The 13,789-nt window shown below is 70.1% G+C and carries 13 protein-coding genes; all 13 read left to right on the forward strand.

Annotated elements, in window-relative coordinates; translation table 11 throughout:
* Window positions 1-2 precede the first annotated feature (2 nt).
* The 13 genes from resB to KDL01_RS02045 all read left to right on the forward strand — a co-directional run bounded on the left by resB (window position 3) and on the right by KDL01_RS02045 (window position 13,786).
* Window positions 3-1,805 carry a cytochrome c biogenesis protein ResB gene (resB, locus tag KDL01_RS01985; RefSeq protein WP_212526542.1) on the forward strand — a complete coding sequence of 601 codons (1,803 nt, stop codon included), beginning with the start codon at window positions 3-5 and terminating at the stop codon, window positions 1,803-1,805.
* Entirely contained in the window at window positions 1,802-2,851 is a 1,050-nt protein-coding gene (gene ccsB, locus KDL01_RS01990; RefSeq protein ID WP_212526543.1) for a c-type cytochrome biogenesis protein CcsB, read from the forward strand. Before resB ends, ccsB begins: the two co-directional genes overlap by 4 nt.
* 146 nt (window positions 2,852-2,997) lie before the next feature.
* Entirely contained in the window at window positions 2,998-4,638 is a 1,641-nt protein-coding gene (locus KDL01_RS01995) for an LCP family protein (protein WP_212526544.1), read from the forward strand.
* Between the two features lie 80 nt (window positions 4,639-4,718).
* Entirely contained in the window at window positions 4,719-5,792 is a 1,074-nt protein-coding gene (locus KDL01_RS02000) for a dihydrofolate reductase family protein (RefSeq protein ID WP_212526545.1), read from the forward strand.
* Between the two features lie 125 nt (window positions 5,793-5,917).
* A complete protein-coding gene (locus tag KDL01_RS02005; protein ID WP_212526546.1) occupies window positions 5,918-6,592 on the forward strand; it encodes a L,D-transpeptidase in 675 nt (224 codons plus the stop codon).
* A gap of 108 nt (window positions 6,593-6,700) precedes the next feature.
* A complete protein-coding gene (locus KDL01_RS02010) occupies window positions 6,701-8,167 on the forward strand; it encodes a menaquinone biosynthesis decarboxylase (protein ID WP_212526547.1) in 1,467 nt (488 codons plus the stop codon).
* Window positions 8,164-9,084 (forward strand): menaquinone biosynthesis prenyltransferase MqnP, encoded by a 921-nt coding sequence (gene mqnP, locus KDL01_RS02015; protein ID WP_307846021.1) that lies wholly within the window; start codon window positions 8,164-8,166, stop codon window positions 9,082-9,084. Before KDL01_RS02010 ends, mqnP begins: the two co-directional genes overlap by 4 nt.
* Before the next feature lie 19 nt (window positions 9,085-9,103).
* A complete protein-coding gene (locus KDL01_RS02020) occupies window positions 9,104-9,805 on the forward strand; it encodes a UbiX family flavin prenyltransferase (RefSeq protein WP_212526548.1) in 702 nt (233 codons plus the stop codon).
* A gap of 465 nt (window positions 9,806-10,270) precedes the next feature.
* The gene (locus tag KDL01_RS02025) at window positions 10,271-10,726 is read left to right on the forward strand and encodes an Lrp/AsnC family transcriptional regulator (RefSeq protein ID WP_212526591.1); all 456 of its coding nucleotides are present in this window, start codon (window positions 10,271-10,273) and stop codon (window positions 10,724-10,726) included.
* Between the two features lie 61 nt (window positions 10,727-10,787).
* Window positions 10,788-11,954: an aminofutalosine synthase MqnE gene (mqnE, locus tag KDL01_RS02030; protein WP_212526549.1), complete on the forward strand. Its 1,167-nt coding sequence runs from the start codon at window positions 10,788-10,790 to the stop codon at window positions 11,952-11,954.
* Between the two features lie 85 nt (window positions 11,955-12,039).
* Window positions 12,040-12,594 (forward strand): GNAT family N-acetyltransferase, encoded by a 555-nt coding sequence (locus KDL01_RS02035; protein WP_212526550.1) that lies wholly within the window; start codon window positions 12,040-12,042, stop codon window positions 12,592-12,594.
* 14 nt (window positions 12,595-12,608) lie between these two features.
* A complete protein-coding gene (locus tag KDL01_RS02040; RefSeq protein ID WP_212526551.1) occupies window positions 12,609-12,938 on the forward strand; it encodes a DUF4229 domain-containing protein in 330 nt (109 codons plus the stop codon).
* Window positions 12,935-13,786, forward strand: coding sequence for a menaquinone biosynthetic enzyme MqnA/MqnD family protein (locus KDL01_RS02045; protein WP_212526552.1), 852 nt, complete (start codon window positions 12,935-12,937; stop codon window positions 13,784-13,786). Before KDL01_RS02040 ends, KDL01_RS02045 begins: the two co-directional genes overlap by 4 nt.
* Window positions 13,787-13,789: the final 3 nt, after the last annotated feature.

A 13,789-nucleotide genomic window follows, 5' to 3' on the forward strand; every position in this document is an offset into this window, starting at 1 on the left:
AAGTGAGTGACACAGCGCAGGACGCCGCCGCGGCGGCGAAGCCCGAGCCGCAGGGCCCGGGCGAGCCCGCGGAGGGCGCGTTCGCCGCGCCCGATTCCGCCGTGCCCGAGGGCGCCGAGCCCGAGGCCGCCGAGCCGACCCCGGAGGAGGCGGCCGAGGCCCTGGCCACCGAGCGTGCGGAGAAGCTCTCCACCGCGCGGAATTTCGACGACGGGATAGCGGTTCCGCGGCTCGGCTGGCTCGGCATGCTGCGCTGGATCTGGCGGCAGCTGACCTCCATGCGCATCGCGCTGGTGCTGCTGTTCATGCTGTCGCTGGCCGCGATCCCCGGCTCGATCCTGCCGCAGCTGAGCATCGACCCGTCCAAGGTCACCACGTTCTACCAGTCGCACAAGAGCTGGGCGCCGCTCCTCAACGACCTGCAACTGTTCAACGTGTTCGAGTCGACCTGGTTCGGCGCGATCTACTGCCTGCTGTTCATCTCGCTCATCGGCTGCATCGTGCCGCGGTCGCTCGCGCACTACAAGGCGATGCGCACCAACCCGCCGGCCGCGCCGCGCAACCTCAAGCGGCTGCCGGTGCACGCCTCCTTCACCACCACCGCCGACGCGGACGAGGTGCTCAAGCTCGCCCGCAAGCGGCTCAGGGGCCGCCGGTTCAAGGCCGTGCACGGCACCGACCGCAACGGCGGCGGCTGGGTCTCGGCCGAGAAGGGCTACCTGCGCGAGACCGGGAACCTGCTGTTCCACCTCTCGCTCATCGGCATCCTGGTCGGGGTCGCGATCGGCCACTTCTTCGGATTCAAGGGCGCGGTCCTGGTCACCGAGGGCACCGGCTTCAGCGACACGGTCACCAGCTACGACAGCCTCACCCTGGGGCCGGCCGTGAGCGCGCAGGACCTGCCCAACTTCCGGTTCACCCTGAACAAGTTCACCGCCTCCTACCAGGAGAGCGGCGACCAGTTCGCCCAGCCGCGCACCTTCGACGCCTTCGTCACCCTCTTCGCCACCCCGCAGAGCACGGCGAAGAACGTGGACGTGCAGGTCAACTCGCCGATCAACGTCAACGGCACCAACGTCTTCCTCGAGGGCCACGGCTACTCGCCGGTGGTGGAGGTCAAGGACGGCAAGGGCAACGTGCTGTTCGACGGACCGGTCACCTTCCTCGGCCAGGACGCGTACTTCGACTCCTCCGGCGCGATCAAGGCCCCGTCCAACACCTCGGGCGGCACCGACCTCGGCTTCCAGGGCTGGTTCCTGCCCACCGCGTTCGAGCAGACCGGATCGATGCCGGCCTCGGTCTTCCCGGCGGCGCAGAACCCGATGCTGATCCTCTCCGCCTACGCCGGCGACTTGAACATGAACGGCGGCGAGGACCAGAGCGTCTACAGCCTGGACACCTCCAAGATGAAGCAGCTGGACGTGAAGTCCAAGACCGCCAGCGCCGCCTCGGGCAACGCGCTGCAGCTGAAGGTGGGTCAGACCGCCACCCTGCCCGACAGTGACGGTTCGATCACCTTCGTCGGGGTCAAGCAGTGGGCGCAGTTCAACATCGCCTACGACCCGGGCCAGAAGGTCGTGCTGCCCTCCGCGATCGCGGCCGTGCTGGGTCTGATCGGCTCGCTCGGCATCCGCCGCCGCCGGATCTGGGTCCGGGTGACCGAGCAGGAGGACGGCACCAGCCTGGTGGAGGTGGCCGGCCTGGCCCGGACCGAGGGCGCGACGCCCACCGCCGAAGTGACCCAAACCGCGCAAGCCCTGGCCGCCGCCGTCCGGCGTCCCGTTCCCGATGGAGCCCCCGCGTGAGCATCAACGAGACATTCGCGCACTACAGCAATCTGTTCATCGTCCTAGCACTGACCATGTACGCGATCGCGTTCGTGGCCTACACCGCGGAATGGGCCTTCGGCACCAGCTCCCGGTTCGGCCGCAGCGTCGAGCAGGTGGGCGCCGGGCAGGCCGAGGACCGGGTGGTGCGCCAGGGCGCGGCCCCGGCCGTGGAGTCGGTCAACGCGGTCGACGGCGGACACGGCGTGACCGTGCTGACCCGCTCGGTGGCCGAGGAGGAGGAGCCGACGATCTCCAACGGCAACCTGCGCGCCGAGATCTTCGGCCGCTTCGCCGTGATCGTCAGTGTGCTCGCGTTCGCCTTCCACTTCGCCGGTGTGCTCTGCCGCGGCCTGGCCGCGCACCGCGTGCCGTGGGCGAACATGTACGAGTTCTCCTGCGCCGCCTCGCTGGCCATGAGCTTCGCCTACATGGTGCTGCTCGGCATGCGCAAGAAGGTGCGCTGGCTCGGCCTGCCGGTCACCTTCATCGTGCTGATCACCCTCGGCATCGCCTGGACGCTGCTGTACACCGACGCCGAGGAGCTCGTCCCGGCGCTGCACTCCTACTGGCTCTACATCCACGTGACCGCGGCCGTGATCAGCACCGGCGCGTTCGGCGTGGCCACCGTGGCGACGATCCTGTACCTGGTCAAGGGCGCCAACGAGGAGGGCGCGCTGCCCCGGATGACCGCCACGCTCGAGCGGCTGCCCTCGTCGGTGGCGCTGGACCGCACCGCCTACCGGGTCATCGCCTTCATCTTCCCGCTGTGGACCTTCGCGATCATGGCCGGTGCGATCTGGGCGGAGAAGGCCTGGGGCCGGTACTGGGGCTGGGACCCCAAGGAGACCTGGTCGTTCATCGTCTGGGTGGTCTACGCCGCCTACCTGCACGCCCGGGCCACCCACGGCTGGAAGGGCAAGGCCGCGGCCTACGTCGCGCTGATCGCGTTCGCGTGTGTGCTGTTCAACTACTTCGGCGTGAACACGCTGCTGACCGGCAAGCACTCGTACGCGGGGCTCTAAAGACCGTATGTCCGGTTCTGTAACAGTCGGGCGACAGCTCACGAAATGGGAAACCAGGGCGAATCGTTCTCCGTCTGTCCTTTCAGACACCGAGCGCGGCGGCTGAGGTACGGCCGCCGCCGCCGTGTCGGGAAGGACGAGGGACCATGGCGAACGACGGCGATGCGTATCCCGAGGAGTTGTGGAACCCGCCGTCGGACGGCCAGGTCAACCCCGACATCGACCTGGACGAGGTGGACCCCTCCGGCCGCGCCGGGCGCGTGGCCGGCCGCCGCCGGGGCCGGAGCGGGCGGGCCAGGCCGGCCTCGCGCCGGCGCAAGATCCTGAAGTGGACCGCGCTCGGCACCGCCGGCCTGGTGGCCGTGGTCGCGGGTCTCGGCACGTACGTCGTGCTGCACCTCGACGGGAACATCAAGCACACCGCGCTGCTGCCGACCGGTGTCACGCAGGCGTCCGAGACCCCGGACAAGTTCGGCAACACGGCCATGAACATCCTGCTCATCGGCACGGACGCGCGGGTCTCCGCGGCCGACTGCTCCCTCGGCGGAGACTGCTCGAGCAGCGGTGACGGCAACTCGGACGTGATGATGGTCATCCACCTGTCCGCGGACCGCACCAACTCGACCATCATGTCCATACCCCGGGACACCATGACGCAGATCCCGGCCTGCGGCTCGAACAGCTCGTACTACGGGATGGTCAACTCCTCGCTGCAGTACGGCGCGTCCTGCACCGTCGCCACCGTGCACCAGCTCACCGGCCTGACCATCGACCACTACATGGAGGTCGACTTCTCCGGCGTCGTGGCCATGTCCGACGCCCTCGGCGGCGTCCCGGTGTGCGTGAGCAACACCATGTACGACAAGGACTCCGGCCTGCGGCTGAACGCGGGCACCACGGTGGTCGAGGGCAAGCAGGCGCTGGAGTTCGTGCGGACCAGGCACGGCTTCTACGACGGCTCCGACCTCGGCCGGGAGAAGGCCCAGCACATCTTCCTGTCGGACATGATCAGGCAGCTGCGCTCCGAGGCCTCGCTGACCGACCTGGGCAACCTCTACTCCATAGCCAACGCGGCCACCAAGTCGCTCCAGGTGGACGACGGGCTGGCCGGTGTGACCAACCTGATCAGCCTGTTCGACACGATGAACAAGGTCCCCACCGACCGGGTCACCTTCGTCACGATGCCCTGGGAGCTGGACCCGGCCAACACCGAGCGGGTGATCCCGGAGCAGGCCCAGGCCGAGCAGATGTTCACCAACATCAAGGACGACGTGTCCTACTCCAGCGCCAAGAGCTCCGACTCCTCCACCACCTCCAGCAAGACCGCCACCGCGACCGCGACCGCCACCGCCGGCTCGGCCTCGAACGTGGTCACCTCGGAAGTCCACGCGCAGATCCTCAACGGCACCGGCGTCTCCGGCCGCGCCTCCGACCTGACCCAGGCCCTGGTCTCGGCCGGCTTCAGCTCGGGCGACCTGTCCACCGGCAACGCCTCCTCGACCGCCAAGACCGTGGTCTACTACCCCTCCGGCCGGGCCGACTCGGCCGCCGCGGTGGCCGACGCGCTGGGCATCCCGAGCTCCCAGGTGGTCGAGTCCAGCTCGTACTCCGAGGTCACGGTGGTCGTGGGCACGGACTGGACCAGCGGCACGACCTACCCGGCGAGCGCGAGCGGCGCCAGCTCCGCGGCGACGACCGCGGCCTCCGCGCCGAGCGAGTCCTCGGCGCTGAACGCGGCCACGACCGGCCAGTGCGTGCAGGTCGCGCCGGACGACATCGTCAACTAAGCCCTGTCTTCGAGCCAGCGTCGCGGCCCCGGCGATGGTGTGAAGACACGGCCTAGGGCTCGGCGGATACGATCGGCGGCATGCACGTCCTGCTGAGTTTCGCCGCGTCCCTGGACGGCTGCCTCGACGACACCACGCCGGAGCGGCTACTGCTGTCGAACCCGGAGGACTTCGACCGGGTCGACGCCGCCCGCGCGGCGTGTGACGCGATCCTGGTCGGTGCCGGCACGGTGCGTGCCGACGACCCGCGGCTGCTGGTGCGCTCGGCCGAGCGGCGGGCCGAGCGCGTGGCGCTGGGCCTGGCGCCGAGCCCGCTGCGGGTGGTGCTCACCGGCGCCGGCGGGATCGATCCGGAGGCCAAGGTGCTGACCACTCCGGGGGCTGAGACGCTGCTGATCGAGGGCCGCCCGGACCTGCGCGCGGTGCTCGCCGAGCTCGAGCGGCGCGGAGTACGACGTCTGATGGTCGAGGGCGGATCCGCCGTGCTGTCCGCGTTCCTGGCCGAGGACCTCGCGGACGAGATCCAGTACGCCGCCGCGCCCTTCCTGATCGGCGACGCCGCCGCGCCGCGCGCGTTCGGCCGGCCCGGCGCCGTGCTCTTCCCGCAGAGCCCGGACCGGCGGATGATCCTGGCCGAGTCGCGCGCCCTCGGCGACGTGCAGTACACGCGCTACCTGGTCCGCCGCGGCCACTCCGACGAGGAGCTGCTGCGCCTGACCATCGAGCTCTCCCGCTCCTGCCCGCCGGTGCTCAAGGCCTACTCCGTCGGCGCGATCATCGCAGCGCCCGACGGTAGCGTGCTGAGTACCGGATACTCGCGCGAACCGCGTTACGGCCTCGGCGATCCCTCGGCCAACCACGCCGAGGAGGTGGCCATCGCCAAACTCGGCTACGAGGACCCGCGGCTGCGCACCGCGACGCTCTACACCTCGCTCGAACCCTGCTCTCCACGCGCCTCCCGCCCGCGCAGCTGCACCGATCACATCCTCGCCGCCGGCATTCCGCGCGTGGTGCTCGGCTGGCGCGAACCGACCCTTCTGGCGGTGTGCGACGGAGTCGAGCGGTTGAGCGCCGCCGGTGTCGAAGTACTCGAACCCGCGGGCTTCGCCGCCGCCGTGGCCGAGGTGAACAGGGCCGTTCTGTCTCAGGACTGACCGCAGTGGATAACGACTCGGATACACGACAACCCAGGGGTCTGGTTAGGCGTCATGTCATCGGGCTACAACCCCGGTGAGACCTGCTTGAGGGGCAGGGCCGCCGTCAGCGCAGGGAGAGCGCAGTGTCCGCATTCCGCCGTTCTATCCCCTTCATCGCCGGGGGCGCGCTGTTGGCCGCCTCCGCGTTCACCGCCTCAGGCTGTTCGGCCACCGCCGAAGCCGACCCCGTCTCAGCCGCCGCCACCAGCGCCCAGGCCTCCTCGCCCGCCGCGGAGGCGAGCAGCGCGAGCCCGTCCGCATCCCCTTCCGGGTCCGCCTCCGCGTCCCCGTCCGCGGCGCCGAGCACGGCCGCCGCCTCGCCCTCGCCCGCCCGGTCCACCACGAAGCCCTCGGCCACCGCCGCGCCGGTCGACACCCTGGCCGCCGAGAACGCCGCACTCAAGGCCAAGGGCGTGCCCTGCGACGCCACCGCCGTGGCCTGCGTCTCGCTCTCCAAGCAGGAGGCCTGGCTGCTGCGGGACGGCAAGGTGGTCTACGGCCCGGTCAAGGTGGCCACCGGCCGCGCCAGCCTGCCCACCCCGGCCGGGAACTTCAAGGTCTACTACAAGGTGGTCGACGGCTGGTCCACCACGTACGACGCCCCGATGCCCTACAGCGTCTTCTTCTACGAGGGCGACGCGTTCCACGAGGACCCGATCACCGTGCGTTCGCACGGCTGCGTCCACCTCTCGCTCAGGAACGCCGAGTACTTCTACAAGTTCCTGCAGCTCGGGGACAAGGTGGAAGTCCGGTACTGAGCGAGCTCGCGAGCGGACAATTCAGCACAGTGCCTTCGCGAGTGTGCCTGCCGAGCGCTGGCGAGGTGGGTGCACGAGCGCTACGCGGGGCGGTGGATACTTGTCGGCATGGCCTACGAAGATCTCCGCTCGTTTCTCAAGGCCCTCGAGAAGGAGGGTGAGCTCCGCCGGGTGAAGGCGGAGGTCGACCCCTACCTCGAGATCGGCGAGATCACCGACCGGGTGCAGAAGTCGCGCCGGGACGGCCGCCCCGGACCGGCGCTGCTGTTCGAGAACGTCAAGGGCTCGAGGCTGCCGCTCGCCATGAACGTCTTCGGCAGCGAGCGGCGGCTGTGCCTCGCCCTCGGCCTCGAGAGCCTCGATGAGATCGGCGAGCGCATCGCCGGCCTGCTCAAGCCCGAGCTGCCGCACGGCATCTCGGGCCTGAAGGACGCGCTGGGCAAGGCCGCGCAGCTGCGCACCGTGCCGCCCAAGAAGGTGCGCACCGCCCCGTGCCAGGAGGTCGTGCTCAGCGGCGACGAGGTGAACCTGGACCTGCTGCCGGCGCTGCACACCTGGCCGCAGGACGGCGGCGCGTTCTTCAATCTGGGCCTGACCCACACCAAGCACCCGGAGACCGGCCAGCGCAACCTGGGCCTGTACCGGCTGCAGCGCCACGACGCGCGCACCGTCGGCATGCACTGGCAGATCCACAAGGACTCCACCAACCACTACGCGGTCGCGCAGCGGCGCGGCGAGCGGCTGCCGGTCGCCATCGCCTTCGGCTGCCCGCCGGTGGTCAGCTACGCGGCCACCGCGCCGCTGCCCGCGGACATCGACGAGTACCTGTTCGCCGGGTTCGTCCAGCGCGAGCGGGTCGAACTGGTGGACTGCAAGACCGTGCCGCTGCAGGTGCCCGCGCACTGCGAGGTGGTGATCGAGGGCTGGCTCGAGCCGGGCGTGACCCGGCCGGAGGGCCCGTTCGGCGACCACACCGGCTTCTACACGCCGGTCGAGCCCTTCCCCGCGCTGACCGTCAGCACCATGACGATGCGCAAGGACGCGATGTTCCAGTCCATCGTGGTCGGCCGCCCGCCCACCGAGGACGGGCCGCTGGGCAAGGCCACCGAGCGCTTCTTCCTGCCGCTGCTGAAGATGATCATCCCGGACATCGTGGACTACGACCTGCCGGAGACCGGCGGCTTCCACAACTGCGCCATCGTCTCCATCGACAAGCGCTTCCCCAAGCACGCGCAGAAGGTGATGCACGCGATCTGGGGCGCCGGGCTGATGTCGCTGACGAAGCTGATCGTGGTGGTGGACGCGGACTGCGACGTGCACGACTACGCCGAGGTCTCCTGGCGGGCCTTCGGCAACGTGGACTACGCGCGCGACATCCTGGTCACCGAGGGCGCCGTGGACCACCTGGACCACGCCTCGTACCAGCAGTTCTGGGGCGGCAAGCTCGGCCTCGACGCCACCCGGAAGCTGCCCGAGGAGGGCTACACCCGCAACGGCGGCTGGCCGGAGATGATCGTGTCCGATCCGGCCACCGCGGCCAAGGTGGATCGGCGCTGGAAGGAGTACGGGCTGTGACGACGGTCGAGGACGCGACGGGCCCGGCGCCCGCGCAGGGGCTGGGCGGGAAGGCGAAGGCCTTCAAGAACCTGGTGTTGCTCGAGCACTCGGTGTTCGCGCTGCCGTTCGCCTATATCGCGGCTCTGACGGCGATGTTCTCCGCCTCCAGGACCGTGCACTGGCGGCAGCTGGTGCTGGTGACCATCGCGATGGTGGGCGCGCGCAGCTTCGCCATGGCGGTCAACCGGATCATCGACCGCGAATTCGACGCGCGCAACCCGCGCACGGCCCGGCGCGAGCTGGTGACCGGCGTGCTCTCGGTCAAGGCGGCCTGGGCCGGCGCGATCACGGCCCTCGCGGTGTTCCTGGCCGCGGCCGCCTCGCTCAACTGGCTGGTGTTCTGGCTCTGCCCGCTGGCCGTGGTGCCGCTGGTGCTCTACCCCTACGGCAAGCGGTTCACGAACGTCCCGCACGCCCTGCTCGCCCTGGCCCAGGCGATCGGCCCGATCGGCGCCTGGATGGCGGTGAGCGGCGCGTGGAGCTGGTCGGCGGTGGTGCTCGGGCTGGCCGTGGGCATCTGGATCGGCGGCTTCGACCTGATCTTCGCGCTGCAGGACATCGAGACCGACCGGGAGCAGGGCCTCGGCTCGGTCCCGGCCAAGTGGGGCGTGGCCGTGGCGCTGACCGGCGCCCGCGCGGCGCACGTGGTGACCATGGCCCTGTTCATCGTGTTCGGCGCGCTCACCCACGCCGGCGGCTTCTGGTGGTTCGGCATCGTCGTGGTGGCCGCGGCCTTCGTCTACGAGCACGCGCTGCTCAGCCCGACCGACCTGTCCCGGCTGGGCCGCGCGTTCTTCACCGTCAACGGCTTCGTCGGCATCGCGCTGTTCTGCTTCGCCCTGCTCGACCTGCTCGTGCGCGGCCTGCGCGGCTGACGTAACCTGGCGTCAGCTCATGAACACGAACAGCCCGTACGCCGCGTCCACCGCGCCCGCCGAACCCGCCGCCGCGCGCCACCCCTGGGTGCTCGGGGTCTCGGGCGCGTCCGGCACGCCCTACGCGCTGTCCGCGATCGTCGGCCTGCTGGACGCGGGCGAGGACGTGGACCTGGTGGTCAGCCGGGCCGCGCGGCTGACGATCCTGGACGAGACCGGCATCGCCTTCCGGGACGCGCACTGGCGTGAGGACCTCGCCGCGCTGCTCGGCTGGAAGGGCGAGGACGCGCGGCTGGACGCGGTGCGGTACTGGCACGCCGGGGACTTCGCGGCCGGCCCGTCCTCCGGCAGCTACCCGGCCAAGGGCATGGTGGTGATCCCGGCGACGGCGGCGGCCGTGGCGGGAATCAGCATCGGGCTGTCCAAGGACCTGTTGCAGCGCGCGGCCTCGGTGAACCTGAAAGAGCGTCGGCCGCTGGTGCTGGTCCTGCGCGAGGCGCCGCTGAGCTCGAGCACGCTGGAGCAGTTGCTCGCGCTCAGCCGGGCCGGAGCCGTGGTGCTGCCCGCCTCGCCCGGCTTCTACGCGGGCGGCCAGAGCGTGCAGCGGCTGGTGGACTTCGTTGCCGGGAAGGCGCTGGACGCGCTCGGGGTCGAGCACGGGCTGCTGCGGCGCTGGTCCGGCGAGCTCGGCGAGGCGCGGCTGCAGGACGAGCCCGAATAGGGCCCCGCGCGCGGCGTCCGCATACAGCGGCGTCCGCATACATACGCGCATACGCGAGGCGCCGGACCCGGCCGGAGGGAGGGGGACGGCTCGGGTACGGCGCCTCGGGGGGAGAGCGGTCAGTTGGTCTCTAAGGGCGCGGTGTGCGCCGGGTGCGGCAGGTCAGCGAGCGGAGCCCGCGCGTGCGCGCTTGCGGGCGGCCTTGGCCAGGCGTGCCCGGGAGGCCTCGGCCAGCATTTCGGCGTGGCGGGCCTTGATGTACTCGGGGCTGTAGATCATCTTCTTCGCAGCCTCTTTGAATCGAAGAACCTCGTGTCCGTATGCCTTAGATTCTAAGGCGTGAGAGCGCAAGAGTCTAATTGATCAAAGGCCGTGTCCGGGTCTTGCTGCGCTGGCGGTAACCTGTCCTCGGCCCGCGCGCCCCCCTCGCGTCGGGTCGTGGCCGATCGGGAAGGTGAGAGCACGGTGGACGCGGTCGACCGCACGCTGGTGGAGGCGTTGCGAGCCAACGGGCGCGCCACGTACGCGGAACTGGCCCGGCTGGTGGGCCTGTCCGGTCCGAGTGTCACGGACCGGATCAACCGGCTCGAGCAGGCCGGGGTGATCACCGGCTATCGCGCGGCGGTGAACCCGGGCGCGCTCGGGCTCGGCGTCACGGCGCTGATAGGAGTGCTGCTCTCGGACGCCGCCGACCACGACGACGTGGCCCGCAGGCTCAAGGACGTGCCGGAGATCGAGGACTGCTGGTTCGTCGCGGGCGAGGAGTCGTATCTGCTCAAGGTGCGCGCCGCCGACCCGCTGGGCCTGGAGAAGATCATCGGACGGCTCGGCCGGATCCGCGGCGTCGCGCGCACCCGCACCACGATCGCGCTGTCCACCAAGTGGGAGGCGCGCCAGATCCCGATCCCGACCGAGGAGTAGCGCCGCCGCGCGGCGTAGGCTGAACCCGCTATCTACTGCTGAAGGTGTGAGGGAGCGGGCCGTGGACGTCGGTCTCAAGCGGGAACTCGAAGCCAAGGTACTCGCCGGCGAACGGCTCGACCGTGCGGACGGCGAAGCGCTCTACGCCTGCGACGACCTGGCCTGGCTCGGTTCGCTGGCGCACGAGGTGCGCACCCGCAAGAACGGGGACCGGGTCTACTTCAACGTCAACCGGCACCTGAACATGACCAACGTCTGTTCGGCCTCCTGCGCGTACTGCTCGTTCCAGCGCAAGCCGGGGGAGAAGGACGCCTACACGATGCGCATCGAGGAGGCGGTCCGGCTCGCCAAGGAGATGGAGCCCGACGGCATCACCGAGCTGCACATCGTCAACGGGCTGCACCCGACCCTGCCGTGGCGCTACTACCCGAAGTCGATCAGCGAGCTCAAGGCCGTGCTGCCGAACGTCTCGATCAAGGCGTTCACCGCCACCGAGATCCACTGGTTCGAGCGCATCTCCGGCCTGAGCGCGGACGAGATCCTGGACGAGCTGATCGAGGCCGGGCTCGAGTCGCTCACCGGCGGCGGAGCCGAGATCTTCGACTGGGAGGTCCGCCGGCAGATCGTGGACCACGAGACCCACTGGGAGGACTGGTCGCGCATCCACCGGCTCGCCCACGGCAAGGGTCTGCGTACGCCCTCGACGATGCTCTACGGGCACATCGAGGAGCCGCGCCACCGCGTCGACCACGTGCTGCGGCTGCGCGAGCTGCAGGACGAGACCGGCGGCTTCGCCGTGTTCATCCCGCTTCGCTTCCAGCACGACTTCCACGACTCGCAGGACGGCAAGCAGCGCAACCGGCTGATGAACCAGCCGATGGCCACCGGCGCCGAGGCCCTCAAGACCTTCGCCGTCTCCCGGCTGCTGCTCGACAACTTCGACCACGTCAAGTGCTTCTGGGTGATGCACGGCCTCGGCACCGCCGGGCTCTCGCTCAACTACGGCGTCGACGACCTCGACGGCTCCGTGGTCGAGTACAAGATCACGCATGACGCGGACAAGTTCGGCACGCCCAACAAGATGTCCCGTGACGGCCTGCTCGACCTGATTCGCGACGCCGGCTTCACCCCGGTCGAGCGCAACACCCGCTACGAGGTCGTGCGCGAGTTCCCCGGCCCCGACCCGCTGCGCCGGGAGAGCCCGCAGTCCATGTCCTTCGCCGAGTAGCCGCCGTCGCGTGACCGGGCGGCCACGCGATGTTCCACGTGAAACTTCATGCGCATGAGCGGGATTCCATGCAACAATGGGTGGCATGACGCTGAACTTCGTGGCCGACCCGGAGCTGACCGAGTTGCTCCAGGCGGAGATCGTGGCCTGCTGGACCGACGTGAGCAACGCCGGCGGCGCCGTCGGCTTCGTGCCGCCGGTGACGATGGACGACGTGGCCCAGACGGCGCGCGGGCAGTTCGCCGGCGTGCTCGAGGGGCGCGACCGGCTGGTGGTCGGGCGCGAGACGGCCGGGGAGTACGCCGGCCGGCTGGCCGCGCTCGCCTTCCTCACCTCGAACAGCTTCGTGTTCACCGCGCACTGGCAGACCGTCAAGCGCGTGATGGTGCACCCTGATTTCCAGGGCAGGGGCTACGGCTACCGGCTGATGGCCGAGGTCGCCGCGGTCGCCCGGGAGGGCGGGATCGAGCAGCTGCACCTCGACTGCCGGGGCGGGACCGGCAACGACCTGTTCTACAAGAAGTGCGGCTACAACGAGTACGGCCGCATCCGCAAGGGCCTGAAACTGCCCGAGCGGGCGGGCGAGGAGCCGGGGGCGACCCCGTACCGGGACCTCATCCTCATGGCGCTGGAGCTGTGAGGTACCGTGAGTCCGTGAGTGCGAACAATGAGCCGGTCGTCCCGACCGCGGAGCGAATCCCGCACGCGACCCTGCGCTACACCACGCTGCGGCTCGCCCTCTTCCTCGTCTCCCTGGTGTTGATCTGGGGCATCGCGGAGCTGGCCGGCATGCAGCTGGACGACGCCAACCGGCTGTTCCTGCTCGCCGTCGCGCTGGTGGTCTCCTCCATCGCCTCCTTCTTCGTCCTCGCCCGCTACCGCGGCGCCATGTCCGCGGGGCTCGTGGCCCGCACGGAACGGCTCAGCGGCAAGGTGCGCGACTCGGCCTCGTTCGAGGACGAGGACGAGGAAGTCGAGGCGTGACGGCCGAGCGCCGACCCCGCGTCGGCCACATCCAGTTCCTCAACTGCGTGCCGATCTACTGGGGCCTGATGCACTCCGGCGCGCTGCTCGACCTCGACCTCGTCAAGGACAGCCCGGAGCGGCTCGGCGAGCGCCTGGTGGCCGGCGAACTCGACATATCGCCGATCTCCTTCGTGGAGTTCCTGCGCCACAGCGACGAACTCGTGGTGCTCGCCGACGTCGCGGTCGGCTCGGACGGCCCGGTCATGTCCTGCAACCTGGTCTCCCAGGTGCCCTTCGAGGAGCTCGACGGCGAGCGCGTCGCCCTCGGCTCCACCTCGCGCACCACGATCCAGCTCGCGCAGCTGCTGCTGCGCGACAAGTTCCAGGTCAACCCGCGCTACTACAGCTGCCCGCCGGACCTGTCGATCATGATGCAGGAGGCCCCGGCCGCCGTCGTCATCGGCGACGTCGCGCTGCGCGCCGCGCTCTACGACGCCCCGCGCCGCGGCCTGCGCGTGCTCGACCTCGGCGCCGCCTGGAAGGACTGGTCCGGGCTGCCGATGGTCTTCGCGGTCTGGGCCGTGCGCAAGGACTACCTGGCCGCGAATCCCGGCCTGGTGCGGGACGTGCACAAGGCCTTCCTCTACTCCCGCGACCTGGCCATCGAGTCCGTGGACAAGGTGGCCGCGCAGGTGGCCCGCTGGGAGGAGTTCGACGCCGACGTGCTCGAACGCTACTTCACCACCCTCGACTTCTCCTTCGGTCCGCGCCAGCTGGCCGGTGCCCGGGAGTTCGCCCGCCAGGTCGGCGGGCAGATCGAGGTCGACCCTGACGTGCACATCGAGGTCCTCGGGCCCGAAGCATAAGGT

Origin of the sequence: Actinospica durhamensis (assembly GCF_018139695.1) — a bacterium.
Classification (GTDB): domain Bacteria; phylum Actinomycetota; class Actinomycetes; order Streptomycetales; family Catenulisporaceae; genus Actinospica; species Actinospica durhamensis.